Origin of the sequence: Pseudomonas sp. BR20 (genome assembly GCF_050780135.1) — a bacterium.
In the GTDB taxonomy this organism is placed as follows: domain Bacteria; phylum Pseudomonadota; class Gammaproteobacteria; order Pseudomonadales; family Pseudomonadaceae; genus Aquipseudomonas.
On record NZ_CP172012.1, the window covers coordinates 3,629,898 to 3,655,442 of the forward strand.

Annotated in this window: 38 protein-coding genes; 24 read left to right on the forward strand and 14 right to left on the reverse strand. The window is 57.7% G+C overall.

Annotated elements, in window-relative coordinates:
* Positions 1 to 27 precede the first annotated feature (27 nt).
* From ACHPFG_RS16765 to ACHPFG_RS16810, 10 genes are all read right to left on the reverse strand, one after another.
* Entirely contained in the window at positions 28 to 573 is a 546-nt protein-coding gene (locus ACHPFG_RS16765; RefSeq protein ID WP_431699864.1) for a hypothetical protein, read from the reverse strand.
* Positions 570 to 1,205, reverse strand: coding sequence for a recombination protein NinG (locus tag ACHPFG_RS16770; protein WP_431699865.1), 636 nt, complete (start codon positions 1,203 to 1,205; stop codon positions 570 to 572). The genes ACHPFG_RS16765 and ACHPFG_RS16770 overlap by 4 nt, the downstream gene beginning before the upstream one ends.
* Entirely contained in the window at positions 1,202 to 1,513 is a 312-nt protein-coding gene (locus ACHPFG_RS16775; RefSeq protein ID WP_431699866.1) for a hypothetical protein, read from the reverse strand. Before ACHPFG_RS16775 ends, ACHPFG_RS16770 begins: the two co-directional genes overlap by 4 nt.
* The gene (locus ACHPFG_RS16780; protein ID WP_431699867.1) at positions 1,510 to 1,779 is read right to left on the reverse strand and encodes a hypothetical protein; all 270 of its coding nucleotides are present in this window, start codon (positions 1,777 to 1,779) and stop codon (positions 1,510 to 1,512) included. The genes ACHPFG_RS16775 and ACHPFG_RS16780 overlap by 4 nt, the downstream gene beginning before the upstream one ends.
* Positions 1,776 to 2,246, reverse strand: coding sequence for a hypothetical protein (locus ACHPFG_RS16785; protein ID WP_431699868.1), 471 nt, complete (start codon positions 2,244 to 2,246; stop codon positions 1,776 to 1,778). The genes ACHPFG_RS16780 and ACHPFG_RS16785 overlap by 4 nt, the downstream gene beginning before the upstream one ends.
* Positions 2,243 to 3,040 (reverse strand): hypothetical protein, encoded by a 798-nt coding sequence (locus tag ACHPFG_RS16790; RefSeq protein WP_431699869.1) that lies wholly within the window; start codon positions 3,038 to 3,040, stop codon positions 2,243 to 2,245. The genes ACHPFG_RS16785 and ACHPFG_RS16790 overlap by 4 nt, the downstream gene beginning before the upstream one ends.
* A complete protein-coding gene (locus tag ACHPFG_RS16795) occupies positions 3,027 to 3,941 on the reverse strand; it encodes a helix-turn-helix domain-containing protein (RefSeq protein ID WP_431699870.1) in 915 nt (304 codons plus the stop codon). The genes ACHPFG_RS16790 and ACHPFG_RS16795 overlap by 14 nt, the downstream gene beginning before the upstream one ends.
* Entirely contained in the window at positions 3,938 to 4,744 is an 807-nt protein-coding gene (locus tag ACHPFG_RS16800; protein WP_431699871.1) for a Rha family transcriptional regulator, read from the reverse strand. Before ACHPFG_RS16800 ends, ACHPFG_RS16795 begins: the two co-directional genes overlap by 4 nt.
* A gap of 61 nt (positions 4,745 to 4,805) precedes the next feature.
* Positions 4,806 to 5,273: a YmfL family putative regulatory protein gene (locus ACHPFG_RS16805; RefSeq protein WP_431699872.1), complete on the reverse strand. Its 468-nt coding sequence runs from the start codon at positions 5,271 to 5,273 to the stop codon at positions 4,806 to 4,808.
* 64 nt (positions 5,274 to 5,337) lie between these two features.
* Entirely contained in the window at positions 5,338 to 5,571 is a 234-nt protein-coding gene (locus tag ACHPFG_RS16810; RefSeq protein ID WP_431699873.1) for a hypothetical protein, read from the reverse strand.
* Between the two features lie 103 nt (positions 5,572 to 5,674).
* On the opposite strand from ACHPFG_RS16810, the gene ACHPFG_RS16815 reads away from it, so the two are divergent.
* The 16 genes from ACHPFG_RS16815 (at position 5,675) to ACHPFG_RS16890 (ending at position 17,208) form a co-directional block, all read left to right on the forward strand.
* Positions 5,675 to 6,409 carry a S24 family peptidase gene (locus tag ACHPFG_RS16815; protein WP_431699874.1) on the forward strand — a complete coding sequence of 245 codons (735 nt, stop codon included), beginning with the start codon at positions 5,675 to 5,677 and terminating at the stop codon, positions 6,407 to 6,409.
* Positions 6,410 to 6,429: 20 nt separating this feature from the next.
* The gene (locus tag ACHPFG_RS16820; RefSeq protein ID WP_431699875.1) at positions 6,430 to 7,011 is read left to right on the forward strand and encodes a DUF4236 domain-containing protein; all 582 of its coding nucleotides are present in this window, start codon (positions 6,430 to 6,432) and stop codon (positions 7,009 to 7,011) included.
* A 14-nt stretch (positions 7,012 to 7,025) separates the two neighbouring features.
* Complete coding sequence (locus ACHPFG_RS16825) at positions 7,026 to 7,271, forward strand: hypothetical protein (protein ID WP_431699876.1); 246 nt, start codon at positions 7,026 to 7,028, stop codon at positions 7,269 to 7,271.
* Positions 7,272 to 7,335: 64 nt separating this feature from the next.
* On the forward strand, positions 7,336 to 9,081 hold the full coding sequence (locus tag ACHPFG_RS16830; RefSeq protein ID WP_431699877.1) for an ATP-dependent nuclease: 1,746 nt from the start codon (positions 7,336 to 7,338) through the stop codon (positions 9,079 to 9,081).
* 64 nt (positions 9,082 to 9,145) lie between these two features.
* Complete coding sequence (locus ACHPFG_RS16835) at positions 9,146 to 10,024, forward strand: DNA adenine methylase (protein ID WP_431699878.1); 879 nt, start codon at positions 9,146 to 9,148, stop codon at positions 10,022 to 10,024.
* Positions 10,025 to 10,151: 127 nt separating this feature from the next.
* On the forward strand, positions 10,152 to 10,370 hold the full coding sequence (locus ACHPFG_RS16840) for a hypothetical protein (protein ID WP_431699879.1): 219 nt from the start codon (positions 10,152 to 10,154) through the stop codon (positions 10,368 to 10,370).
* Positions 10,371 to 10,842: 472 nt separating this feature from the next.
* Positions 10,843 to 11,043, forward strand: a complete 201-nt coding sequence (locus ACHPFG_RS16845) for a hypothetical protein (protein WP_431699880.1) — start codon at positions 10,843 to 10,845, stop codon at positions 11,041 to 11,043.
* A 59-nt stretch (positions 11,044 to 11,102) separates the two neighbouring features.
* Positions 11,103 to 11,864, forward strand: a complete 762-nt coding sequence (locus ACHPFG_RS16850; protein WP_431699881.1) for an SAM-dependent methyltransferase — start codon at positions 11,103 to 11,105, stop codon at positions 11,862 to 11,864.
* Positions 11,865 to 12,441: 577 nt separating this feature from the next.
* Positions 12,442 to 12,879 (forward strand): hypothetical protein, encoded by a 438-nt coding sequence (locus tag ACHPFG_RS16855; RefSeq protein WP_431703486.1) that lies wholly within the window; start codon positions 12,442 to 12,444, stop codon positions 12,877 to 12,879.
* Positions 12,876 to 13,067, forward strand: coding sequence for a hypothetical protein (locus ACHPFG_RS16860; RefSeq protein ID WP_431699882.1), 192 nt, complete (start codon positions 12,876 to 12,878; stop codon positions 13,065 to 13,067). Before ACHPFG_RS16855 ends, ACHPFG_RS16860 begins: the two co-directional genes overlap by 4 nt.
* Positions 13,064 to 13,258 (forward strand): hypothetical protein, encoded by a 195-nt coding sequence (locus ACHPFG_RS16865; protein ID WP_431699883.1) that lies wholly within the window; start codon positions 13,064 to 13,066, stop codon positions 13,256 to 13,258. Before ACHPFG_RS16860 ends, ACHPFG_RS16865 begins: the two co-directional genes overlap by 4 nt.
* Positions 13,259 to 13,674: 416 nt before the next feature.
* Positions 13,675 to 14,481, forward strand: coding sequence for a phage recombination protein Bet (gene bet, locus ACHPFG_RS16870; RefSeq protein ID WP_431703487.1), 807 nt, complete (start codon positions 13,675 to 13,677; stop codon positions 14,479 to 14,481).
* A complete protein-coding gene (locus ACHPFG_RS16875; protein WP_431699884.1) occupies positions 14,478 to 16,106 on the forward strand; it encodes a YqaJ viral recombinase family protein in 1,629 nt (542 codons plus the stop codon). Before bet ends, ACHPFG_RS16875 begins: the two co-directional genes overlap by 4 nt.
* Complete coding sequence (locus ACHPFG_RS16880) at positions 16,103 to 16,345, forward strand: hypothetical protein (protein ID WP_431699885.1); 243 nt, start codon at positions 16,103 to 16,105, stop codon at positions 16,343 to 16,345. The genes ACHPFG_RS16875 and ACHPFG_RS16880 overlap by 4 nt, the downstream gene beginning before the upstream one ends.
* Positions 16,342 to 16,812: a hypothetical protein gene (locus tag ACHPFG_RS16885; RefSeq protein WP_431699886.1), complete on the forward strand. Its 471-nt coding sequence runs from the start codon at positions 16,342 to 16,344 to the stop codon at positions 16,810 to 16,812. The genes ACHPFG_RS16880 and ACHPFG_RS16885 overlap by 4 nt, the downstream gene beginning before the upstream one ends.
* 69 nt (positions 16,813 to 16,881) lie before the next feature.
* Entirely contained in the window at positions 16,882 to 17,208 is a 327-nt protein-coding gene (locus ACHPFG_RS16890) for a hypothetical protein (RefSeq protein ID WP_431699887.1), read from the forward strand.
* Between the two features lie 57 nt (positions 17,209 to 17,265).
* Here the strand turns inward: ACHPFG_RS16890 and ACHPFG_RS16895 are convergent, their stop codons facing one another.
* Positions 17,266 to 17,526 (reverse strand): hypothetical protein, encoded by a 261-nt coding sequence (locus ACHPFG_RS16895; RefSeq protein WP_431699888.1) that lies wholly within the window; start codon positions 17,524 to 17,526, stop codon positions 17,266 to 17,268.
* A gap of 108 nt (positions 17,527 to 17,634) precedes the next feature.
* Here ACHPFG_RS16895 and yejK point away from each other — a divergent pair, with 108 nt between their 5' ends.
* Positions 17,635 to 18,642, forward strand: a complete 1,008-nt coding sequence (gene yejK / locus ACHPFG_RS16900) for a nucleoid-associated protein YejK (protein WP_431699889.1) — start codon at positions 17,635 to 17,637, stop codon at positions 18,640 to 18,642.
* A gap of 369 nt (positions 18,643 to 19,011) precedes the next feature.
* On the opposite strand, the gene ACHPFG_RS16905 is transcribed toward yejK, so the two are convergent.
* Positions 19,012 to 19,626: a hypothetical protein gene (locus ACHPFG_RS16905; protein ID WP_431699890.1), complete on the reverse strand. Its 615-nt coding sequence runs from the start codon at positions 19,624 to 19,626 to the stop codon at positions 19,012 to 19,014.
* A gap of 54 nt (positions 19,627 to 19,680) precedes the next feature.
* On the opposite strand from ACHPFG_RS16905, the gene ACHPFG_RS16910 reads away from it, so the two are divergent.
* Together ACHPFG_RS16910 and ACHPFG_RS16915 are read left to right on the forward strand one after the other, a co-directional pair.
* The gene (locus ACHPFG_RS16910; protein WP_431699891.1) at positions 19,681 to 21,726 is read left to right on the forward strand and encodes a DNA cytosine methyltransferase; all 2,046 of its coding nucleotides are present in this window, start codon (positions 19,681 to 19,683) and stop codon (positions 21,724 to 21,726) included.
* A gap of 44 nt (positions 21,727 to 21,770) precedes the next feature.
* Positions 21,771 to 22,286 (forward strand): DUF4406 domain-containing protein, encoded by a 516-nt coding sequence (locus tag ACHPFG_RS16915; protein ID WP_431699892.1) that lies wholly within the window; start codon positions 21,771 to 21,773, stop codon positions 22,284 to 22,286.
* Here the strand turns inward: ACHPFG_RS16915 and ACHPFG_RS16920 are convergent.
* Both ACHPFG_RS16920 and ACHPFG_RS16925 read right to left on the reverse strand, forming a co-directional pair.
* Positions 22,277 to 22,483, reverse strand: a complete 207-nt coding sequence (locus ACHPFG_RS16920) for a hypothetical protein (protein WP_431699893.1) — start codon at positions 22,481 to 22,483, stop codon at positions 22,277 to 22,279. The two genes, ACHPFG_RS16915 and ACHPFG_RS16920, sit on opposite strands and share 10 nt — an antisense overlap.
* A gap of 101 nt (positions 22,484 to 22,584) precedes the next feature.
* A complete protein-coding gene (locus ACHPFG_RS16925; RefSeq protein WP_431699894.1) occupies positions 22,585 to 22,917 on the reverse strand; it encodes a hypothetical protein in 333 nt (110 codons plus the stop codon).
* A 135-nt stretch (positions 22,918 to 23,052) separates the two neighbouring features.
* On the opposite strand from ACHPFG_RS16925, the gene ACHPFG_RS16930 reads away from it, so the two are divergent.
* From ACHPFG_RS16930 to ACHPFG_RS16950, 5 genes are read left to right on the forward strand one after another with little or no spacing between them, the layout of a single operon-like run.
* Complete coding sequence (locus ACHPFG_RS16930; RefSeq protein ID WP_431699895.1) at positions 23,053 to 23,484, forward strand: hypothetical protein; 432 nt, start codon at positions 23,053 to 23,055, stop codon at positions 23,482 to 23,484.
* Positions 23,484 to 24,194 (forward strand): hypothetical protein, encoded by a 711-nt coding sequence (locus ACHPFG_RS16935; protein ID WP_431699896.1) that lies wholly within the window; start codon positions 23,484 to 23,486, stop codon positions 24,192 to 24,194. Before ACHPFG_RS16930 ends, ACHPFG_RS16935 begins: the two co-directional genes overlap by 1 nt.
* Positions 24,191 to 24,547 (forward strand): hypothetical protein, encoded by a 357-nt coding sequence (locus tag ACHPFG_RS16940; RefSeq protein ID WP_431699897.1) that lies wholly within the window; start codon positions 24,191 to 24,193, stop codon positions 24,545 to 24,547. Before ACHPFG_RS16935 ends, ACHPFG_RS16940 begins: the two co-directional genes overlap by 4 nt.
* A gap of 49 nt (positions 24,548 to 24,596) precedes the next feature.
* Entirely contained in the window at positions 24,597 to 25,076 is a 480-nt protein-coding gene (locus ACHPFG_RS16945) for a class I SAM-dependent methyltransferase (RefSeq protein WP_431699898.1), read from the forward strand.
* Positions 25,077 to 25,136: 60 nt separating this feature from the next.
* A complete protein-coding gene (locus tag ACHPFG_RS16950; protein ID WP_431699899.1) occupies positions 25,137 to 25,322 on the forward strand; it encodes a hypothetical protein in 186 nt (61 codons plus the stop codon).
* Positions 25,323 to 25,545 lie beyond the last annotated feature (223 nt).

Sequence of the window (25,545 nt, forward strand, 5' to 3'; positions counted from 1 at the left end):
TTTCTCACTCATTGCAATGGCTATTTGCTACGCCGCGCAACTTTCGATTAATCCCTCCGCGTCGAGCAGTTCCTGAGCGGCAGTGAGCGCCTCGTTCACCTGGTCGTCAAGCGTCTTGCGGATCCCTGAGCGCCAACGGTACCGGGTCGACTCTGGCTTACCATCATTGTCCCAATTTGTGATGTCGTACCATGCGGCAGGCAGCACCGCGGCGGAGCGCTTGCCTTCGGCGCCGGCCACTTGTGGAATCGCCCAGGTCAATACGGCGCACTCCCGGAAACGTTTCGGCGCAGGCGTGCGCACCGAGTTGAGCAGTTCCAGAATCGCGCCGTGCTTACGCTCCTCATGGGTGGAATACTTCGCCACGAGTGCTCGCCAGTGCGCCGGGGTGAGCGCCTTGTGCAGCCGGCCGAACACCCAGCAGTCCTGGAGAAACGCCGCCTCCTTGCCGACGATCTCCCCCTTCTGCTTGGCGCATTGCACCTTGGGCTCAAAGTCGCAGCCACCAGCGGAATTGATGGTCTCGGCCGCGAGGGCTCGAACTACTGCTGAAACAACGTTGCGATAGGTCATGCGGCTTGCTCCTTTTTCAGTTCTTTGGCCATTGCCCGGTATTTGGCCTTGATGGCCTTGATCTCATCCACGGTGTACTTGCAGGCTGGGTGCAGACCTTCCAGCCAGACCACCTTCTCGGCGCCGATGCGCTGCACCAGGCGGATGCGGTACTCGACGGCATTGCCGGAAAGGTTGCGGTTGCACTTCACACACTGGCGGTGGATGTTCAGAGGCTCGAAGCGCAGCTCCGGGCAGGCGCCGACGGATCGATAGTGCCCGGCGTCCCACCGGCTGCCAGTCATGAGGTCGTTATCGTTCGGCGTGGAGTCGCAGCTGATGCAGGGCAGGTGCGCGTCACGGAGACGCACGTATTCATTCACCGCCGCCTGGGCTTCGCGCAGGTGATCCGCCCTGCTCTTCAGCTTCTCCTTGCGGACCTTGATCTCGCGGCGCCCCACCTCTGCCAGGGCCTTCCCGGCGATCGCCCGCCCCTTCTCTGACTTTCCGTGAGCGATAGCGCACTCGATCTCGCCGCATACCGCCTGCGCGTTCCTGGATGGAGTGAACATCACACGGCACTCTGGGCAGCGCTTGCGGCGTGGGCCTCCGGACGTGAGCGGGGTCTTGCGCTGCAGTGGGGTGCGCTTCATACGGCCTCCTTTGGCTGGAACACCGTCCAATCGCCAATGTCCGACCAAACCCCGTGCTTGTGAGTCAGCTTGTCGGGCGAATCACTCAGGCCGCCGATGAATGTCCAGAAGAACAACGGAATCCACGACAATCCCGCTCGACCCTCAAGGCCATGCGCGCGGATGATTGCTTTCGTCCATCGGCAAACACTGGATGCGCGACCGATTGCGATAGCGATACGAGGAATCGCCTTGCCTATTGCCCATGCCAGCCTGATCAGCACAACCCAGCCGATTGCGTAAACGATCACATCGAACCAAGTAATCACAGGACCACCTCCCACGACTTCTGCTGCTCTGACGCAAAATCCCCTTTCAGCGGCATTAGGTGCTCAGGCCGGAAGAAGCCCTCGCCATCCTCGTCCTCGCGGTAAACGGCCCAACCGTCAAATTTTGGAGTGAAGAAGCAGCCATCTGGCTCTTGCGCGGTCTCACCTCTGCGGAGAAAAACGTCAAGCTTCACCGTGGTCATTGCCGGGAAGCCGAAGCCACTGCGGAGCGTAAGCGCCAGATCGCCGGGCTTGAACTGGCTCATGCGGCCTCCTGACTGAGTAGATCAGTGAAAACCACACCTTGGCCGGTGAAGTAATTGGCGATGCGGTCGGTGTACTGGACGCCTTGGGCGCGATTGAACAGGCTGGTCACCGGGAAGCCGTCAGGGCCGAACAAATGGCATTCGCCCATCATGGCCAGCTTCGTTTCGTATGGCAGATGACGCATGACCCGGTACCACTCGGCCTGGAATCCGGCGTCCTCGTTCAGCAGGATCTGCACGCCGATGTGCAGCTTGCAGTACTTGCGGGCCTCGGCAGCGTCACCGATCTGGGTCATCTCAGCGATTCGCTTGTACATCGCGAACCACAAACGGTTCTGGTCGAGGGTACGGTCCTTGCCCGGGCGCAAAGAGACCACCACAAACTTCTTGTCCCGGTACATGGTGGTCAGGCATGTGATGGCCTCAGTGAGCTTGGCCTGGCAGTTGACGCTGATCTTGTCGGTCATTGCGCCGCCCTCTTCTCTTCCAGTTCCTGAGCCTGCTTAATCAGCAGCGCGCGGCGATCAGCCAACTCGTTGGCCGCAGCAATCCGTATCTCGTCCTTCTGCTCTGCGCTGGCTTTGCGCATCTCCAGCATCGAGCTTTTGACGAGCTCCAGTTTCTGGCGAAGTGCCGGTTCCGGCCGGTTGACCGTGCCAGTGAGCAGACCCGCAATGGCTCGGCCATCCTCGGTGATTGGCTCGACACTCATGTCCGCCAGGTACTTCTGGGCGTGTTCGCGTGGGATTCGCTTCAGCTCCATCGCCTTGGTCACAGCCTGAATTCGGCGGTTGGCGTCGAAGCCTACGGATACGTGCCAGTTGACCGGCTTCGCGTCCTCGCGGGACTGGCCCACGAACCGCTGGTAGGCGTCGATGAACGCCATGCGCGCACCGATTTTGTCGCCGCCATCCAAGATGGGTTTCGCCGCGGCCAGAGCCAGCTGAATTTCGTCGGTCAGCACCACGGTTTCAAATTCGTCGTTGGTGGTCATGGCGATCGCCCAGGCCTCGTCCTTGCCTGGGCGCCCATCGGAGGACTGGACGCGCTGCAGGATGTCAGCCATACCCAGCTTGCCCTTCACTTCGAAGCGGCACGCCTTCAACGCGGCTTTGACGACGGGCACCGGGTAGGCGCAGAGGTCTTCGGCCATCATCGCGGCGGTACCGGGGTTCATCTCCTGGCCCATGGCCTCGGCCGTTGCGCAGATGGCGGCGGCCAGCCCGGCAACCTGCTGGTCGTTCATTTCAGAGGTATTCATTGCGGTCACCTGCTTGGCGTTTGGCCAAAACCATCTGGGCGGCCTGCTCGGCTGCGGAGAGGTTTGCCTCGGTCCGTTCCATCTGGCGGGCGGTTGTGCCGTTGATGCGCTGCCCAGTGACCCACTGGGTGTGGTAGCTCTCGGCGTTGGCCAGCAGTTCGTTGAGGCTGTGGCACTTGCGCAGAACGGCGGCATCGCTGGTTTTCAGGAAGTGCGCGGCCACGTGGTGGGCGACATCGGCGCCGAGGCGATCGACCAGCAGCGCCGTCTGCTTGCCGGTCTTGGCGTTCCACACCGGCCAGGCACCGTAGCGCTTGCGGTAGGCCATGGCGTAGTTGGCCCAGACCTTGAAAGTTTTGCAGGCCTGGTCTTTGGGGCCAGGCATGTCGGCGGGAATCTCAACTCGTGGTTGCTGGGGAGTGAATGGCACGACCTGCCCCGTCACGACCTTGGCGGTAGCCTGGGGCGTAATTGGTTCAATGACCGGTTCTATGACTGATTCAAAAGAGTTACTGATTCTGGGTGCAGCTGCTGCACTACCCCCTGGTGCAGGAGATTCACTAGGGGGTGAACCTGCTGCACTACCCTGGTGAATCTGCTGCACTACCCCTGGTGCAGGAGGTGCACCACCCCCATCGAGAGTGAGGAAGTAAACGTTCGACGAGTTTCCCTTCGGACCACCCTTACGGATTTCCTTACGCAGCAATCCTGCGTCACACAAGGCTGTGATGTGGTTCATGACAGAGCGCTTGCTGATCTCGCACTGATCGGCGATGTGCTGATAAGACGGCCAGCACTCGCCTACGTCGCTGGCGTTGTCGGCCAGCTTGATCAGCACAAGCTTGCGCAATGGATTGCCGACGCGAAGCTTCATCGCCGCGACCATAAGGCCCATGCTCACGCGGCACCTCGCACTGCTTTATCGTGGGTGAACAGACCATCCCATGTCTTCTTCATGGGCAGTTCGCCGGCCAGGTACAGGTCGTACAGGCGTGCGGCGCCCTTCCTCAGCAGGATCGGCGTGTAGGAGATGAAGGGGTCTTTTCCGTGGGGGGTGACTTCGACCTGGTGCTCGGTCATGTACTTGTCGCGGGCGTACGACCCAACGCGGTGACGGATGCCGGACTTGCTCTCGTTGTAGAGCCAACTCCGTGCTTCCAGGTAATTACCCACCTGCATGACGTTGACCCCATTTAGGCCCTTGCAGAACTGGGTGTGGGTCATGCCTTCCTTGAAGGGGTTCTCCAGGGAGTGGATTTTGGTAGCCTGCTGGTGGTTTTCAACTCGAAGCACCTGCGTCTGCTCGATCTGATCGGCATAGAGGCGCAGGGCTTCTGCGTAGGACGGGAGAGCGACGGCCTTCTTGTTTTCCGCCTCCAGTTCGTTGAGGCGGCGAATCACCTTGAGGCGCAACGGGATGCTGTATCCAGTCAGAAGAAGCTCTGTCAGCTCGCGATCAAGATGGAAGTTTGAGGTGTAGCCACGGGTATCCAGGTCTTCCCGGACATGGCTCACATCTGAGCCATCCTTTCTCAGCTCGTCGAGCATCTCTCTGATGTCGCGAATAACGTTTTTGTGCAGCTTCCTGGTCAGCCCGGCAATTTCGGAACTGGTCATTGAAATTGCACGCGCCACGTTTTCAGATTGTGAAAAACGTGGCGCGAGATTGTTGGGGCTATTGACGGGGATGGATTGTGTATTCATTATTGCCTCGCTGAAGTAGCAATGAGCCAGGCCACGAACCTGGCTTTTTTGTGCCTGCGATTTATGCGCGGGCTTTGTGCAACTCAATTACCGCCCCGATAGCCTCAAGGCTCGCCGACATGTACTTGGCGTGCAGAGCGCGGATCTTCTTTGCTTCGTTCGAATCGATCTCGCCATCTTCCAGGGCGGCAGCCACCATCTGGTCAAGTGCACCGCGCTGCGCGGATGCCGTCAGAGAGCGCTGGTACAGATCTACGTTGTCCAACTCCCCCGCTTCCGGGATCTTCACGAACACACCGCCGTACATCGCGCAGATGTAGTCCGGCAGATACTCGGTTTTCGTTTCGCTCTCCAGCACGTGGATCTCGATATCGCTCAGCGGCTTGCATCCAGCGGTTTCGTAGATTTGGTTTTCCAGGCGCTTGTCCTTGATCCCAAGGCGAGCAGCTGCGCAATCCATCCCACCAGGGAAAGCGTTGGACACAGCTGCCATTACTTGGCGGCGGGTCTCTAGTACGGGCGTTTTCATGTCCTAGTTTTTCCTTGGGTCGGTTGCGGTCAGAATTACTTCAATGGAAAGGCGGACAGGGTTTTCAGGCGGCGGAGGCAAGCTCTGGCCAAATCAGATTCCAATCAGCGGGACGCAACGACCGGCGACTCAGCGCGCCCGCCGACTCACGCTCAAGCGAAACCGCAAGCGCAGCGGATGCTTGCTTGTTGCCGTAGGCAATTTGTTTCAAGTAGCCGCGAGAGGTCCCGGTGCGCTCGACGGCCTCGTCGGAAGCGTTTTTGAGCCACTCCAAAAGCTGGATGTGCTTAGTTCGCATCACGGTTCTCCTCTGTGATGCGCAATTATTACCGCACGGTAACCATTTAATCAATACCGGATGGTCATTTACCAATGAGTAATGACCCGTAGAGAATCGCAAGATGGATATTCGCGAAGTGCGCAGGCACAACCTAAAAAAGCTGATGGACACCGAATACGGGGTTGGCGCTCGCGGCGCACAGTCGCGCCTAGCAGAAAAGCTAAAGAAGCCTCAAAACTTCATATCGAGATGTCTTTTTGATCCAGAAAAAAATGGAGCAAAAACCATCGGGGAAGACTTTGCTCGGGAAATCGAGATCGAGTTTGGGCTCGCCCGATACGCGCTAGATGCGCCGATCGGCAACGGCCACGCCAGGGAGAGCAACGTGATTGCTATGGCTTCGCGGAGGAAGTCTCAGGACGCCGACTTCATCACCATTCCCCAATTGGACGTGGCCGGCTCAATGGGTCCTGGAAGAGTGCCGCCCGACCATATCGAGGTGATCAGGGATATTACCGTTCACCTTGACTGGCTCAAGACTCAAGGGCTTTCGTATTCCAAGCTTGAGAACCTAGCCATCATTGATGGCGATGGGGACAGCATGGAGGGCACCTTCCGTAATGGTGATGCCCTCTTAGTGGATCGTGGCATCACCGAAATACGTACCGACGCGATCTACGTCTTCACGCTGGAGGGCGAGCTTTTCATTAAGCGGCTTCAGCGCCTGACCGGGGGCTCCTTGCGCATGATTTCAGATAACCCGGTGTACCCGGCAATCATGATTGAGGGCGATATGCTCGCCAAGGTGCATATCCAGGCTCGTGTTCTGCTTGTCTGGAATGCTCGCAAGCTATAACGACCACAAGGAGGTGGTGAATGGGTATGAGATTTCAAAAGCGGATTCAAATCCTCCCTTGGGTTTGGCTGAACATCAGCAAATCCGGCTTCAGCTTTTCGTTTGGCCCACCAGGGCTTAGCGTCAACAAGAGCAAGAAGGGCATAAGGGTAACTGCTGGCCTTCCAGGGACAGGCCTATCAGCGAGCCACCTGATCAAGGGTGTGCCCGCCAACGAGCAGGAACACGAACATGCCCTGGCGGAGGCGCTGGCGAGCGCCGATCAAACAATTGCTGATCTAGACGTTCTGCTTTCCGAATGCAGATTCGCTGGCTGGCTGGAAAACTACCTGGATCATGATAGCTACGCTGCCGACCCTATGTACGGCAGAGCGGTTATTGCAGCCCTAACAGGGAAACACCTAAGCGCAGCTTTTGTTGCTCACCATCTGAACGTGGGCATTGCTCGCGGCAAAAAGCTGGTCGAATTGATGGAGGCTGATGGAATTGTGCCAGAGGAGCCTGGCTCTATTACCCCGAAGTCGCCGCTGGATATTGTGGCACTGAGAGAGTCTTTCGATAGGTACGAGGCGGAATCTGGTGAATGGCAGTCCGCGCACTGAGTTTGGAGCCCTAAATGTCCCTCACTAAACCCAACCAAGACCTAAAGCGCGACCTGCAAGGCATCGCCTCCGACCTCAAGTGGTCAGCCGTAGAGCTGATGAGGATTGCAGAGCGCCTGAGCCTTGCCGGGAATGAGGCGGACGCCCAAGCCGTGCTGAAGATGTGCACGGTGCTTCATGCGGACGAGGATCGGCTGGCCGCGTATGTGGATGAGGTGAAGGCGGGAGATATTATTCGGTCGAGCAATAACACCGCCTAAACGACGCCGCTCATAACATTTTAAAAGACCTTACCAAAATTCTATCTATTGCAGGGACGCTAAAGTGGGACAGAAAAACAACAGAGATAAATACACCCATATTAAAAAAATAAATATCTCCCACTTTCGCGGCTTAAAAGATTTAACTGTCCCGCTAGGCAGAAGAATTACACTTCTCTGCGGGAAAAATGGCACCTCAAAATCTTCCATCTTAGGGATTGCAGCTCAGGTTTTCAGCTTCGAAAAAGACTACGTCAAAGATGAGTTTCTCTCATTCCAAACGCTTACAGGCGCCAAGTTTGAGTCAAGAGTTTCAGAGCACTTCAGATTATCGAAGAAATTCGACAAGCCAGACTCAATGGAAACTTCGGTATCTATACATGACGGCTATACATTTGAAGAAGCCGACTTAATTTTAAAACTATACGACTCAAAAGATAGAAGCAAGCCTAGACCTATCGTCCGAGGAAATACACTTTCCGATGGGGAAAACACGAGCCGCAATGCAACGCACCCAGTTATTTATCTAAGCCTCAAGCGTTTGACACCCATATCGCAACGTCCGAAATATTCGGAGCATGATATAGAGTTTTTATCTGAGCATCGCCGTGCTTTCGTAGCCCTGAGCAACAGGCTTCTAAGCAAGCGCTCCGCGACATCTGTAACTGCAACCACCGGTACGATAAAGTCTGCTACCGCGCACGGGGACAACTATGATCACGACTCGGTTTCAGCCGGCGAAGATAATGCAGGGCAAATATTGCTGGCCATCTTTTCATTTAGAAAACTAAAAGAGGAGTATGCCGAATACAAAGGCGGGCTTTTACTTATTGATGAAGCCGATGCAGGACTATTTCCGGCAGCACAAAAACAACTTATTAAAATCCTGACAGAGGAATGCAAAGATTTAAACTTACAAGTAATTATGACATCCCACTCACCAACAATGATTGAAGACCTTCAAAAATTAAGCTTGGTCGACAAAGAAAACTACCAAAATATATACTTGAGCGACAGCTATGGACCAATTCAAGTCTTTGAAAATGTAACCTGGCCTCAAATATATGCCGACCTCCACGTACAAACCATTGCAGTAGATACCAATCTTCTACCACAAATAAACTTGTATTTCGAGGACAAGGAAGCTTACGACCTATATGCGTCTATAGTCAGCGATCGAAACATCAAAAAAGTCACAAACGCATTAAAAGATGTAGCCCTCGGCTGCTCTGAGTACATAAAGCTCGTTAAGCGAAAAATCCCGGAATTTTGCAGTAAAAGCATTATCATCCTTGACGGAGATGTCGAGGGGGTGAAAGGTATGGACAGTATTCTTAAGCTGCCCGGAACTCTACCGCCGGACCAGCTTATCTTTGAGTTTCTTTACAACCTCCCACCTGAAGATCCTTATTGGAAAAACTCCTCTGGATTCAACAAGCCTGTTTTCATTTCGTTATGCGATAAAATTTCAGAGGTGCTTCAGATTGACCCGGCCGACGAGGTCATTGACATGGCGCAGCTCGTGGCTAACTACCGGAAAAAATCCGGCCCAGAGGACCAGCGTCTCCGGGGTCACTTTAAAGCTTTCGCAAAAAACGCGACCTTTTTGGGAATGGTCAATGGGGGTGCAGCGAAGAATCCTTATAGAGCCTGGGTTAAGCATAACGCCGGGTCTGCGGAGGCGTTCAGAGAAGGTCTCCGGAAAAGCCTCCGGAGCACCATGATCAATGGTCATGGTATCGATTCGGCACTGCTCAAAATTCTTGACGCTCCTGAGGCAAAAAAAGCAGTGGCTACCGTTCCGGAATAGGGCTGGCCAAGTATACTGCCGGCCGTTAAACTGAGGTCGCGCGCACCTCAAAGGATGAGATCTAATGTACTCCAACAAGCTATACAGCCCCCTACGCTACCCTGGCGGTAAGGCTCGCTTTGCGCCTTTCATTGCCGAGGTAATGCGGGCTAATGGCCTGGCGGACGGGCACTATCTCGAGCCGTTTGCTGGCGGAGCCGGAGTTGCCCTAGAGCTTCTTTTCGACGGGCATGCATCGCATATTCATATCAATGATCTCGATCCGGCCGTATTCGCCTTCTGGTCAGCTGCGACAACCGATCCGGACGGAATCTTAAAACTACTCCGAGACACGCCAATCACCATGGAGCAATGGCATCACTGGCGCTCCGTGATGCTTGCCCAGGACCCTGAGCTCTCCCTTGCCGAGAGGGGTTTTGCTACGCTTTTTGTGAACCGTACAAACCGATCCGGCATCCTCAAGGGTGGAGTCATCGGGGGCAAGGCTCAGACTGGCGCCTACAAACTCGATGCCCGATTCAGCAAGGAGATGATTGCAACCAGGCTTGAACGAATCGCACTGAATGCAGATCGGATTTCAGTTTATTGCGAGGACGCTTTTCTTTTGCTCAGTCGCGCAGCAGAGTTTCTGCCAGAGCAATCACTGATCTACCTTGACCCGCCGTACTACGTTAAAGGGCGAGGCCTGTACCGAAACTTCTACAAGCACGATGATCATCTGCAAATTGCTGAATTGTTGCAGTCGATCAGCTTTGAGAGACCATGGGTAGTCTCGTACGATAGCGCACCAGAAATCTGTGAGATGTACAGCCAGAACGAGGCTCTGACTTACGGACTGCACTATACCGCCCAAGCGCGATATGTAGGCGACGAGGTAATGTTCTTCAAAGATGGCATCTCTGTGCCTGATGCGAAAATCCCTAGAGCCACTGTAGCGGCTTGACTCCAAGCCCGGCCCAGCGCCGGGCTTCTTGTATCTAGACCCATCCCTTCAGTCAATCTGGCGATCAGCGGCCATTACTACGCATTCTCATGGGCTAAAATCGGGTCGAGCTCTGGAGGAATTACTTATGGAAAAGTCGAAAACCGCAGAAGAGATTCGAGCGCTTCTACTCAGCCAGCGCCCCGACCTGAAAGACGAGCTTGCGAAGATTTCAGACCTTGAGCTGCTGCAGTGCTTGTTCTGCGCCTACGAATGCGCGACCGACATCAAGCAAGCCGACCTGACGGAGATCGAGAGGCGTCTGGACGATGTCGCAAGGGCGCTGTTCTCTCCTGTGCCGCACTGACCTACCCAAGCCCGCCCGTATCCGTGCTCTCACATCTCAATCCGTAGCCCGCCACTGAGCGGGCTTTTTTGTGGGTGCCACAAATTAATTACCAATCGGTATTGACTTGATTTATTACCGTACGGTAATGTTCGCTCCATCGAGTCACCCAACAGGGACTCGCCAGGGCCTCAGGGCCCGACCCGCTCTTTAGTCACACAGCTTCACCCTTGCCGAATCACCACCGGCCCAGATTCAAAGGCAGCGATGAACCGGCCTAAACGGTTCAGAGGGTTGGCAACTGACCCGGGCGTGCAGCGTAAAGCGCCAAGAACAGTTATCCAGCGGGAGAACAAGCCGAAAGGCCCGCGGCTGGAAGAACATTTGATTCAAGCCGGAGACTGACGCCAGGTGCTATGCGGGTCACGGCGGAAAGCATCACTGAGCAGCCTTCTCGCGATGGCTGCTTGGGATGACAACCGGAGATACGGAAATGCCAACGAAGCGCGGGAGCGAAATCCAAATAGGTGACGTGATCTACCTCGGCCTGGGCGATCGCACTGGCAGGGTCGCCGACTTCAAGGCGCACCCAAGGCTTGCGGAGATGCACCCAGGCTTGACGGCCAGGGTCGCGGTAACTGATCGCGGCTCAATCACGATCATCGACCAGCATCCGATCAGGGTGCCGGAGTGAAGCTTTCACTGGCAGGCCTTCGCAACAGGGCCTGACAGGAAATCAACGGAGAGCAACACATGAAAGTCGACAACGAAGTAATGGCGCTGCTCAGCGCCTCGCGAACCGAAGACAACAAGCTGTTTATTACTGGCGGCCAACTCGACAAGAGCCTGTACCAGCGCCTCGACAAGACGCTGAAGGCCGCCGGGGGCAAGTGGAACACCAAGGCAAAAGCGCACTTGTTTGCCGGTGACGCCGCCGACGCAATCGAAAACATCCTGATGACCGGCGAGGTTACTGTTCCTCAGGACTTCGGCTTTTTCCCGACGCCGCCGCACGTTGCAAAACAGGCGGCGGACCTCGCAATGATCAGCGACGGGATGTTGGTGCTGGAGCCGAGCGCCGGGCGTGGCGCACTGGCGGTGGCCGCCAACTCCGCAGCGGTAGGCGTAATGGTCGACATGCACGAATTACTGCCGGACAACCACAGAGCGCTGATCGAACTGAAGCTGCCGCTGTCGGGTGTTTCCGAACCTGGCGACTTCTTGCAGGTCGAGCCTAAACCCATCTATGACCGAGTGCTGATGAACCCGCCCTTCGACAAAAAGCGCAGTGATATTCACCACGTTGTTCACGCACTGAAGTTCCTGAAGCCCGGCGGCCGACTGGTGGCGATCATGCCTTCCGGTGTGACCTTCCGCGATGACGCTCTGACCCGGGACTTTCGCGGGATCGTAGAGCAGCGCGGCGGAAGTATCGAAACCCTTCCAGAAGCCTCATTCAAGCAAGCCGGAACGATGGTCAACACCGTATTGGTGGTGATCCCGGCCGCAGCCTGACAACCAGCGCCACGACAGCCTGTCGTTAACTGCCCGATCCTCTCTATGAGAGCGCATCGGAGGTGATCTTCAGTCCCGAAAGGGTCTAAGGGCGTCGAGCTGAAAGGTAATGCCACGCGGTCCTACGGGGCGACACATGCGGCGTGGTTCCTGATCGGGCGGTATGAACCCTGCGCGACGGAAAGGCGGACCTGGCCTCAGCACTGAAGATCACCTCCGATGCGGACGAAACTGCGGCCTATAACCGCCCACCTGCATCACCGCAACAAGCAGATGAATGCCCGGGCTGACGGGCAAGTGTAAGACCTGAGGGATCGCGGGAATCGTGGCCGGTAGAGTGAGTAAGCGCCCAGATGGCCACGGCGAGTCCAAGAATAAGCGGCTGAAACCTTCGCCCCGGTGAAACTCCGGTGTCACTAAGGCCGCTAATAGCCATGCCGGGATCAGCTCCGGCCATCTGCCACCCCCTTCCCCACCTCTATTGCGTCAGCACTCCTCCCCCGCGCCCATCGGCAACCAGCGGGAGGCATGAGTGTTGACGAATACAGGTGAACAACCCGCCACTTTGGAGGCGCCCATGAACGCAGCATTGAAGATATGCCAGGAGCGTTACGACGCTCAGTTGCCTCCAGAGGTCAGCGAGAGCGACGTGGTGACGGACTGGCTTGAGCATTCGGCGGAGCGCCTTGTGTGCGGCGTCGACATCAAGTGGAAGCGCCGCTTCGGACAGCCGCAGGTGGTGACGTTCGACCGGTTCTGCACTTACTTGCAGGGCCACCTGAACCAACGCCAGATCGATGGTCTGGATGAGCGCGATTCGCTCGCCAGGCTGTTCCTGTCGTCGATCCTGGGCAGCCAGGCAGACTCGCGTGGTCACGCTGCTGACTTGATCGGGCAACCCCGTCCCATCGAAGCCGCCGAGAAGATCGCCATGGACCTACTGAGGCCCTACGCCGCCGACGCAGTAGCAGCAGAGCGGGAAGAGGCAGAAGACGACGTGGATGCTGGCCTGTGAGCCCGCACGTCGCGATAACCACCGCCCTGCTGGAGCTTGGGCATCCGGACACAACAGACCTTGCCGAGTCACTGACTGAGGGCCTGATTGTCCGCCACTTCACTACCGGCGCCATCAACGCCGAAGAGTTCCACCACTACAGCGCCTGGCTACTGAAGATCAGCCGGCTGCGTAAGGAGGCAGCATGACCACCGCACCGGTTAAATCGCTGATCGACGAGCAGCTCGACGACATCGAGCGCCGCATTGCCATCCTGGGCTTCGGCCTTCCCTTCAACGACCTCATCGGTCGCAAGCGTGAAGACCTGGTGCGGGATCTGCCACAGCGCCTGGCGCCAACCATGAAGGGCGGCCGGATTGCGGTGAGGGTTCGGCCATGACGATGATTTGCGGGAACTGCAACCAGGCCGGGATTCGTTGGGTTGGCCCATTCAGTAACTTGACCCACACCGAATGCCCGCACTGCGGCGGCACCAACTGCCAACTGGCTGACCAGTCAGATCAGTCAGATCAGTCAGCGGAGGAAATCGAGGAGGAAGTTGAGTGCGGATGCGGGCGCAAATCCGGCCCCCCGAACTTTGATGATGGTCGCTACTACTGCGGCAGCCAGTGGTGTATGCCATGACCACCCACCAGCGGCACCGGCGCCGCGCCATTCGCGTCCTGTCGGCCATCGTAGGCCTGACCTTCCTCACCATCGTTTTCCTGGGCCCCGCCATCGGCGGCCTGATCACCCAATAACCAACACTTTCAATCGCTGCGAGCATCGCGGCAAGGATTCCCCATGTCCGCAGTAATGAAGCAGGAAGACAACGCGCCAGCAATGTCGGAGGCCGCGCTCGTTGAAGTGCTGAGCAGCAGCCTCTACCCCGGCGCAGAAAAGAACTCGGTTGTAATGGTCCTGGCCTACTGCCAGGCCGCGCACCTGGACCCGATGTTGAAGCCGGTGCACATCGTTCCGATCTGGAATTCCAAGACGAAAAAGATGCAGGACACGGTGATGCCCGGCATCGGCCTGTACCGCATTCAGGCGGCGCGCACCGGCCAATACGCCGGGATCAGCGAACCAGAATATGGCCCTCCAGTGACTGCGAAGTTGAGCGGTGTAGAAGTCACGTATCCCGAATGGTGTCGTGTGACGGTCAAGCGGCAGATGAGCAACGGCCTGGTGGCCGAATACACGGCCAACGAGCGCTGGATCGAAAACTACGCAACAGCCAGCAAGGACACTGCGGCGCCCAACGCCATGTGGAAGCGTCGAGCATTTGCCCAGCTCGCCAAATGCGCCGAGGCACAGGCCCTGCGCAAAGCATTCCCTGAAGTTGGATCGGCGCCAACGGCCGACGAGATGGAAGGCAAGGCATTCGAGGAGCCGGCGCGCGATGTCAGCCCACGACAGCAAGCCCAGCCTGAACCGGAAGCGCTGCCCGCCTACTCCGACGACCTGCTGACCGAGAACATCGTGAAGTGGCAGCCATTGATCGACTCGAACCGCACCAGCCCTGAACACCTCATTGCGACCATCAGCAGCAAGTACACGCTGAGCCCGGCGCAGATTGAAAAAATCACGAACCTCAAAGCCCTCGATGGAGACGCAGCATGAAAATTCACAACGTAGCTCAAGGCTCCGCCGAGTGGCTTGCCCTCCGCGCTCAGTACCGCACCGCTTCAGAAGCACCAGCAATGATGGGCGCGTCGAAGTACCAAACCCGCACGGACCTGTTGGCAGCCAAAAAGACAGGCATCTCGCCCGATGTCACGCCGTCTCAGCAGTTCATCTTCGACAAAGGCCACGCAACCGAAGCCATGGCTCGCCCGCTGGCCGAAGCACTTATCGGCGAAGAGCTTTATCCGATCGTTGCCACCGAAGGCAACCTGCTCGCCTCCATGGACGGCGCCACGATGCTCGGAGAGACCCTGTTCGAGCACAAGCTGTGGAATGAGTCGGTCGTGGCCCAGGTGAAAACTGGCGATCTGGCGCCGCACTACTACTGGCAGCTTGAGCAGCAACTGCTGGTGAGCGGTGCCGAGCGAGTGATCTTTGTTTGCTCGGATGGCACGCCGGAAAACTTCGTGCACATGGAGTACCGGCCCGTCGCCGGGCGCGCGGCCCAGTTGATCGAGGGTTGGAAACAGTTCGAGGCAGACCTGGCCAACTTCGAAATAGCCGACGCTCCTTCAATCGTAGTCGGCAAGGCGCCTGATGAGCTGCCAGCCCTGCGCATCGAGCTGACCGGCATGGTCACCGCCAGCAACCTGAAGGTGTTCGAAGACTCGGCGCTGGCTGTCATCGACTCGGTGAAAACCACACTCTCCACCGATCAGGACTTCGCCGACGCCAAGAAAGCGGTCAAGTGGTGTGGCGATGTCGAGGAAGCTGTCGCTGTCGCCAAGAAACAGGCCCTGTCGCAGACCCAAAGCATCGACGAGCTGTTTTCGTCGCTGGATCGCATCAGCGCCCATGCTCGCGAGACTCGCCTGAAGGTCGACAAGCTGGTGAAGGCTCAAGAGCTGCTGGTGAAGACCAACATCAAGCAAAAAGCCGAGCTCGCCCTGGCGGATCACATCGCCGCAATCAACAAGACCCTTGGCAAAGTCACGCTGCCTCATGTCGTTTCGGACTTCGCCGGCGCCATGAAGAGCAAGCGCACTATCGCCAGCCTTCAGGATGCAGTTGATACCGAGCTGGCCCGGGCGAAGATCGACGCTAGCCAAGCAGCCGATAGCATTCGTTTGAACCTGACCAGTTTGGCTGAGCTCGCCGTTGATCACGCCTTCTTGTTCAGCGATGTGCAGCAACTGGTTACCAAGGCCAATGACGACCTGGTGACGCTGATCAAATTCCGAATCTCCGAACACCAGAAGGTGGAGCGAGAAAAGGCCGAAGCGAAGCGTATCGCCGAAGAGCAGGAAGCGGAACGCTTGGCAGCCATCAAGCCAGAGCCGGTCGTAGAGAAAGCGGCGACACCAGAGCCAGTCCGCGCCACGCCGATCCAGACGACGGCCCCCGTGGCTCAGGCCGCAAAGCCAGTATCGAGCCAAGTGGTGGAGCAGGTAACGCTGCAGGCCAACGTGACGGACTTCGAGGCCCTGGTGAAAGCCGTGGCATATGGTCAAGCGCCGATCAGCGTCCTTTCGGTCAACTGGGAAGCGCTCGACGCGATGGTCGCGGCGCAGGGATCAACCTTCAGCATGGCCGGGGTGACACTCGCCAAGGCGGCAGCATGATCAGCAACCACCTCAACCTGGTTGAGCAGCAGCGTCAGCACGCCGACTCGATAGCGGAGCGCACGGCGCAGTTCCTGGCGGCCGGCGGAACGATCTGCCTGAGCGAAAGCCCGGCGATCAACCCGCCACCGCCGAAGCGCTCCACTAAGATCGATCCCGAAACCATCCTCAAGCGCCGCAAGCCGCCTATCACAGCGGCAGAACGTAAGGCGCTGCGCAAACTCGCGGAGGCCTTATGAGCAAGCGCAAGCCGCATAACCTTCAGGCACGCATCGCCAGGTCCTGCCGCTCGCTGCTGGCATCCAATCACGTCGCGGTGGTGAACATCGACCCCAGCGGCCGCCAGGGCATGATCAACTACAAGTCGCTGAAGAACATCGCGCCGGGGAAGATTGGCCAGGCCGTCTGCGGTATTCCCCACCGGTGGACGATCTACCTCAGCGCGCTTTGCATCGACGCCCGCGGTGACCGTTACAACAAGTCGGTGGAGGTAGCGCCCGATGGCGTCTACCTCTCCGACCACCTGGAGGACGTGATCGAGCATTGCTACAAGAAGCTCCGCGACGAGGCCAATCAAAGCCAGATGGTGGCTTCGGGCTGGATCGCCATTCCCAAAGCGATATCGCTGGACGAGGCGCACGCCGCGCGCATCTTCGAGGCCGTCGGCGCATGGCGACAGGTAAAGATCGATTCATGCGCCGCATAGCCCGTACCCAGCAACGCAAACGTCAAACCTGGCTCGCACTGCCGGCCAGCGGAATAGAAGAGGTAGGCCATGGCAAAGACTGTGCAGGAACGCTCGGCCAAAACTGCCAGGAAGCGCGCGGCGAATGCCGAAGAGGAATTGAGGCTCAGGGTTCGCCCCGGCACACGCCAGGCGCTGACCGACCTAATGGAGTGGTCAGGCATTACTGAGCAGGGCGAGGCGATGACGCTGATGATTCATCACCTGCATGCGATGGGCTCCGCGAAGTGCCAGCCGCTGTTAAATCCGCCGCTCCACGAAATCGAGATATCGCAAAACGTGGCGCGGGAATTCAGAAACAAGAGCCTACTCGCCATCCAGAAAGACCCGGGCGACGAGATCATCGAACCCGCATAACCCACCCTACTCGCTGCATCCGGTAACCGGAGGCCCCATATATGGGCGGTACCGATCTCAGCTCCTGATAAGCATGTCATCGGCTAAGAATTTGGCAGTGTTCTTTAAGCGGGTCACTGCATCTTCGAAGCTACTCCAATCGACAGTGACCTGATCCATCTGGGTATAGGCGAATGGCTCTTGCCTTGTAATTTTCAACCGCGCAGCACTGGGTATTTCAGCCACATTTTCCCAGGCGAACACGATCGAAACATCGAATCCTCCGTACTGATAAATAACGTTCCTTGGATCCTGCAAGTCAAATTCGACATCACTCACGCGCTATTTCCTTGATTTGACTATAAGCCGGTCACCTGTGATACCCCAACCAAACCTAAATTGCCACCACCGGCCACCGGAGGGCGGCGCTCACCCGAGGTAAACGAAATGCCTGTACGCCATAGCGTCATCCACAAGATCGACAAGAAGCCTGACGGTAGCCCTGCCGTTCTGTTCCTGGGCGCATCGGAGCAGGTCGAAAGCCAGGCCCGCGACGACCTGATGAGCCAGCTCAACGAAAGCTACAACGCCACCGCCGGCAAGGGCTGGGGGTTCTTCCATCAAGAGTCAGGTGCATACCCATTCAGCGGTTGGCTGGGCAAGTATCTCGCGGGCGTCACTGACTTCCTGGCGTTCAGCACCACAGCCGTCGAGCACCTGACCAGGCTCATGGAAGAATCAAACCTCACCACCGGTGGGCACGCCCTCTTCTGCCACTATCAGCAAGGCATGACCGATTACCTGGTCATCGCCCTGGTGCAGGAAACCGAAGCGGTGACGATGACCGAAGAACTGCACCTGATGACGGTGAAGCGCCTCGACCTCGACCACATCCGCCTGGCCACTCGCATCAATATCAGCGAATGGCAAAACAACCCGCAGTCGAAGCAGTACATCTCGTACCTCAAGGGAAAGCAGGGCCGGCGGATCAACGAGTACTTCCGCGACTTCATCGGCTGCCAGGAAGGGATCGACGGTCCGAGCGAAACGCGCACACTGCTGAAGGCGTTCAGCGACTTTGTTGAAAGCGAGGATCTGCCAGAAGAGTCAGCCCGCGAGAAGACGCACACCTTGGTCAGTTACTCGATGGCCCAGGCCAAGCTGGGCGAACCGATCACCCTCGACGAGCTGTCGGGCCTGATCGACGAAGACCGCCCGAAGAACTTCTACAACTTCATCAAGGCGAAGGACTACGGGCTTTCCGAGGCACTGCCGCCGGACAAGAAGACGCTCAACAAATTCCGACGGTTCACCGGCCGGGCCGAGGGGATGTCGATCAGCTTCGAGGCGCACCTGCTGGGCGACAAGATCGAGTTCGACGAAGCCGGCGGCACGCTGACCTTGCGTGGACTGCCGACCCAGCTAACCGAGCAACTCAAACGGGCGGGCGGCTGATTCACGGTAGCGACGGGTCAGGCGGATATGGGCCCATCACCTTATGGATGTTGGGCCAAACCATAAATGCCTGAGTGACTTTTCCGCCGCGCTGGCAGTAGACCAGAAATTCGGACTTGCTCCCGCTGCTGACGCGGTATCGGTATTTACCACAACCCTCAACATCCGCCTCAGAAAGCGCGCGCGTGATACCTGGGTTGTCGGCCTTAACCCATGGTGCGGGGTATTGCTCCTCCAGTTAGCTGGCAGAAACAACCAGCGGGAGTAACCCGCAAAAGGCAATCCACATTCGTTTCAAATTTCGCTCCTTGATCCGGCTCCATGCCAGTGTCCCATTAAATCGGTTTACTGGCCGGTTAAATAACTCTGTTAGGCGTTTCCAAACTTCGCATTGAATACTAGTTCATACTCACCCCAGTAGTGCTCAGCTAACTGCGACTGAGCAAAAAGATCCTCATACATCAAAACAAGCTCTTGTTCAATAAACGCATCAGCCCCAAGAAACGATGTGACTCTCGACGACATATTCGACATGGCCGCCAACATTCCATTATGAAATATAACCAGATCATAGTTACCCAGCTCGTAGGCAGGGAGGCTCTTCAGCGAACTCAAAGAAGAGTTGAATAGGTCTCTAAACACAAGATTCCAGCTCTCCTTGAAGACTCCAACGGGCGGCTGCTTTTCAACTAACTCTCTCATGGTCCTGGCATGATCCCATGCGCATTTAACCACAGCAAAATATGCATTTGACTTATCCAAAACCCGCTGATTAGCCTGTTGAATCTGTCTTTCTACTTGACTATTACTAATTGCAAAAGCTCCCCATATTGCCGCTATTGACCCTATAGCCTGAACCCAGCTTGCCAGCTCACTACTTGTGAGCTTGAACAATGCGATTACAAACAGTACGGCCAATACAAGCAGGATATTCGATACAGATAGCCAGGGCTTAAACAGGTCTTTTCCGTAATCGTTCAGCATCCCTCATCCCTACCTTGACGTTTGATCGGTAAATATACCCGGCGAGGAACCCCCATGTCCGCAAAACAGAAGAACCCCCCCTTCGATTTCAAAACCCAATACGGACTCGGCTTCAACCCTCAGGACGATGAGATCGTTGTCGACTTCTTCTGTGGTGGTGGCGGCGCCGGTACGGGTCTGGAAATGGGCCTGGGCCGCGCGGTGAACGTGGCGAAGAACCACAGCCCGCAAGCGATCAGCATGCACACCGTGAACCACCCAGGCGCCCAACACTTCACCACCGACGTGTTCGAGGGTGACCCGGACACCGAGTGTGGCGGCAAGGCCGTGGGCTGGTTCCACATGTCACCGGACTGCACGCACCACAGCCAGGCCGCCGGCGGCCAACCGCGCAAGCGCGAGATCCGAAACCTGTCGTGGATCGGCCTAAAGTGGGCAGGCATGAAGCGTCCCCGGGTGATCAGCCTGGAGAACGTGAAACAGATCCTGCAGTGGGGCCGACTGATCGCCAAGCGCGATAAGGCCACCGGCCGCGTGGTGAAGCTCGGCGGCGAAGTTGCTGCACCTGGTGAGGTTGTGCCGGTTGGCCAGCAGTTCCTGATTCCTGACCCGAAGCAGCGCGGCCGCACCTGGCGCCGCTTCGTCGCCTTGCTGGAAGGCATGGGCTATGTCGTTGAATGGAAGGTGATCAGGGCCTGCGACTTCGGCGCGCCGACCAGCCGGGAACGGCTGTTCATGATCGCCCGGTGCGACGGTCAGCCGATCGTGTGGCCGGAGCCAACCCATGCCAAGAACCCGACCAAGGGCCAGCAGAAGTGGAAAACAGCCGCTGACTGCATCGACTTCACCGACCTGGGCAAAAGCATCTTCGGTCGCAAGAAGGACCTGGCCCCGGCCACCCTGCGCCGCGTTGCCAAGGGCATGAAGAAGTTTGTCATCGACAGCGCGGCGCCGTTCATTGTGCCGATTGCCAACTGGTCAGGTGAGACCGTGCAGTCTGCCGATGAGCCGCTGCGCACAATCACCTCCTATCCAAAGGGCGGCGCCTTCTCAGTGGTGAGCCCAATCATCGCACCGGCAACGCACCAGGGTAGCGACCGAATCAACGACCCACTCGAACCGCTGCCGACAGTGACTTGCGCGAACCGCGGTGAGCTGACACTGATCAGCCCGTTGATGGTTGGTGCCGGTGGCCCCGAGTATTCGGGCAAGCCGGTGGGCATGGACCAGCCGGCGGGCACGCTGATGACCCAGAACCACCGCGCGATCGCAGCGGCACACTTGGTGAAGTTCCGCTTCGATGACGCGGGCAAGGCGCTGGACGAGCCACTGCCGACCATCACCAGCGGCGGCAACTATCAGCGCCCGGCCGGTGCCGCTCACGCCATGGGCGTATCCACGGTGTTCATGGCGCAAATGAATGGCGGCTTCAACACCACCGACGCCAAGAGCATCGAAGACCCGATGACCACCGTAACGAACACCGGTAGCCAGCAGCAGCTGGTGGCGGCGAACCTGGTGCACTTGCGCGGCAACTGCGATGCGCGGGACGTGAACGACCCGCTGCACACCGTCAGCGCCGGCGGCCAGCACCACGGGTTGGTCAGCGCATTCATGGAGCGGGCATTCGGGGGCAGTGTTGGTCAGGGCCTGGAAGAGCCGGCGCCAACCATCACGGCAGGCGGCGGTGGCAAGAGTTCGCTAGTGTCGCCCACCCTCTCGCCAGAGCATGAAGCAGGCGCCCTGCGCGTCGCTGCCTTCCTGATCAGCTACTACGGCACCGAGAACATCAGCGCTTGCGACTCGCCCGCGCCGACGATCACCACCAAGGACCGCCTGGCCATGGTCACCGTGATGGTGAAGGGCACGCCCTATGTGATCGTCGACATCTGCCTGCGGATGCTCAAGCCGTCCGAGCTATACAAGGCTCAGGGCTTCCCGGCCGACTACATCATCAGCCACGGCGCCGACGGCAAACCGTTCACCAAGACCCAACAGGTGCACATGTGCGGCAACAGCGTCAGCCCACCGCCGATGGCTGCGCTGGCCAGGGCCAACGACCCGTGGCGCACTGAGCAACGCCAAGCACGCGCCGCGTAACTCCCCCACTCCACCGCCCGGGCATGGCCCGGCAAGGACTCACCATGCCTACAGAAAACCGAAACCACCCTGAAGACCACGCCGCTATCGAGCGCCTACACCAAAACTATGTGGGCAAGATCGAGCGCTTCTCCGATGAGCTGATGACGTTCCAGGACGCGGCCTACGCCATGGGCCTCGATCGGGGAAAGAAACTCGCCAGCAAGCCCGGCGTAACGCTCCAGGCTGACCGCGCCAACCGCGTCTATGTGGCCGGGCCCATGACCGGCATCGCCGACTTCAACTACCCGGCCTTCAACGCCGTGGCCGACCAGCTGCGCGCCAAGGGCTACGAAGTCGAGAACCCCGCAGACCACGGCATCGTCGAGGGCGCCCAGTGGGCTGACTACATGGCCTACGACCTGACGCGCCTGGGCCTCTGCGGTGTGATCGCCCTGCTGCCTGACTGGGAGAAGTCACAGGGGGCGCGCCTGGAAGTCCTGATCGCCGAACGCCTCGGCATGACGGTTGTAAATGCCCATGATCTTCTAACAAGGGAAAGAAACTCGGATCAGGCCTGATCCGTCGAAGAGGTGCAAGGGGCGTTAAGAAAGGAGTTCCAGGCATCGAAGGCAGCTTTATGGTCGTTGGTTGCTTCCTGCCATTCTGGCCCGGTCACATTTTTTGAAGCGACCAACATCATCATTTTGGTTGTTGCTGCATCAAGCTCAACGAGCAGCTTGTGAGACTCGAAGCGGAAATCGTCAATATCGTTCATTCAATAGCCTCTCGATAGGTATCTCCGGAAGCTCCGTGTTTTATTCCTATCATCTGGAAGACTAAATGTCCGGACAAACGTTCCAAAATTCCTGAGAGCAGTTACCTCTCAGCTTGCTTTGAGCCAGCTCTGGGCAAGCCCTCAGGCTTCCGGCCCTTCACGGGGCTGGTTCGAATAGGAGATTGCGACCTCGCCCGCTCAAGCCCCCACGCCAGAGCCTGAGTCATCGTCTCTCCCGGTGAAGACTCAAATGATTCTTCTGAGATTACCTGTCCTTTGCCCCCATAGACCCCAACAAACAGTTGAGTTCTACCAAGAAGAGACATGCGGACTTGCACATTCAGGGTTGTGCCATCCACCTGTCTTTCATCCACTGAACGAGTGTGTCGTGCTGGGTCAACCCAATCCCAATAAACATTGCCTCTTTTTCTCATTTTCGCTGCTCTGATGTTAAGGCGGCGATTATGCGACTCAGGCGAATGTAAGCGATATACCCATTCAAAAAGATTTTTTAATCACTTCCAGCCTATCCAAAGTCAGCCGCTATAGCGGCAAGGACGAGCTCGACCATGGAAAAGATAAAACTCGGCCCGGACCATTATCGCTACGTCGACGAGCTCGACCCAAAAGGCCTGGAAGTCACGTGCAAAAAGTACGTGGTTATCGGCGAAACCGAGCAGTGCTGGTACATCTTGGAAGAGTTTCACAACGACCTCTTCGGTGGACCGCATCGCGAGGCAAATTTGAAGAAATACCGAAAACGCGTCCTGAAGGAAGGCGGCGAGCATGGCCGGCGATTCGCCTACACCGATAAGGCCCTGGCGCTGCGCTCGTATAAGCAGCGCAAGTCCTGGCAGATGCGCCATGCCCAGCTTTCGCTTGAGCGCGCCCAGGCCGCTATTGCGTATTTCGGCGATACCAAGACCGAAAGCACAGTGCCCCCCGACCACCTGATGGTTCCGTGCGAATACATCCAGGCCATGAACTGGAGCGAATGCTGATGACCATTTCAACGCAACCGAAAGAACGCCCCATTCTGTTCTCGGCGCCGATGATCAGAGCCATCCTGGAAGGTCGGAAGACAGTCACGCGGCGGGTAGTGAAAGGTTTCCAAATCCCTACCGAGGACACCGCCATTCCGACTGGCGATCGTCATCGCTGGAGCGCAATAGGCCAGCGAGACCCGCGCTATGGCTTCTGCGTATTTGGATCGACCGAAGCAGAGTGCGCAAAGGAACTGGAAGTGTACGCACCTTGCCCCTACGGCAAGCCCGGCGACCGGCTGTGGGTGCGCGAGACCTGGGCAGCAGATGCACAGGTTGATTCGATAGCACCGCGAGACTTGAGTCAGGGTGAGCCGATCCAGTACCCGGCAGATGGGGCTTTCCGGCAAACCGGGTGCGCGATGCTCACTCCAGGCAAGAGCCGCCCCTCAATCCACATGCCGCGCTGGGCCAGCCGCATCCTGCTGGAGATCACAGAAGTGCGCGTCGAGCGGTTGCTGGACCTCAGCGAAGAGCAAGCCAAGGCCGAGGGCGTGCGGCTGTATACCGATCATGCCGAACTGGGTGATTGGTGGCACGTCGAGGGGATCGAGACATACAGCGCCGACCCGCGCAAATCGTTCGAACTGCTCTGGTCATCCGTCGGCGGCGACTGGCAATCGAACCCGTGGGTCTGGGTGGTCGAGTTCAAGCGGGTGACGCCATGAAGCTCACAGAGAAACAGCAGCTCGTTCTCCATGAGTTGCACAAGATCGGCCGCAAAAACGCCCATCTCTATCGAGACAGCCAGCCGTACCTGCATCAGAAAGATTGCGAGAAGCTGGCACTGGGCGACCAGGCATGCGTGTTCGGCATGGGCGGCCTTACCTTTCAGGTTGCGCACCGCCTCGGCGTATCGGCGCCGTCAGTGCTGAGCATCTTCAAGGCCCTTCGGCGCAAAGGCCTGGTGATTCGAGAGGAGAGTTATCCCGATCATCAGCGTGCGCGCTACTGGTGGCCGGTTGGCCTGGCCGCCGAACTCCACGCTGAATTGCAGGCGGCTGAAAGGGTGACGCCATGATCGCCACCCTCTGGCTCGCCTACGTGTTCATCTACAAGGGGCCAAGACCATGAATGCACAAGTCCTCGACCCTTGCAGTGCCAGCCGCATGATGTGGTTCGACAAGGGTGATCAGCGCGCCCTGTTCGGTGACATCCGCGATGAAGAGCATGTGCTGTGTGATGGCAGGGTGTTGAGGGTTGAGCCCGACGTCATTATGGATTTCCGGCACCTACCATTCCCCGACGCCAGCTTCAACATGGTGGTGTTCGATCCGCCGCACCTGGTACGCGCCGGCCGTGAAAGCTGGCTCCGGCTTAAGTATGGAATCCTCACCGACGATTGGCGCGACGATCTGCGCAAAGGCTTCGCCGAGTGCTTCCGGGTGTTGCGCCCTGGCCAGTTCCTTATCTTTAAGTGGAACGAAACCCAGATCCGGGTCAGCGAGATTCTTGCCCTTACCGATGAGCAACCGTTGTTTGGCCACAAGTCCGGGAAGCGCGAAAAAACGCACTGGATGACCTTGATGAAGGGTGAAAAAGATAAATAGTCGGGAAACCGACACCCCAACACATCAACCATTGAGGCTCACCAAAAAAAGGAGTCTCTCATGAAGTATTTCGCAGACGCAGTCATCGCAATCGCCCCCGTAATAACCCGCAAGTCTAGGAATCGCTTCTTCCGCAAGTACGACCGATGGACAGACAGATTGCTTCGGCTGGGCTTCATCGATCTTAAAACGCGACAGGATATGCGGCAGCAAATCGCAGGCGCATATCTCGCCTCCTTGATGTAGCCATTCCCCCTCTGAATAAGCCTGCCGGAAGCCGGTGGGCTACTTTCCGTCGCCCCGCGCGGCCAGGACCACCCATGTCAGCATCAGAAAAACTCAACGACGGGATCACGGGCGACAAAGTGCCCGAGGCGCAGATGGCCGAGATCCTCGGCACCACCCTCGCCGCCCTGCGCTCAAAGCGCGCCCGTAACCAAATCCCTCTCGGCGTCTGGAACAAGCAAGG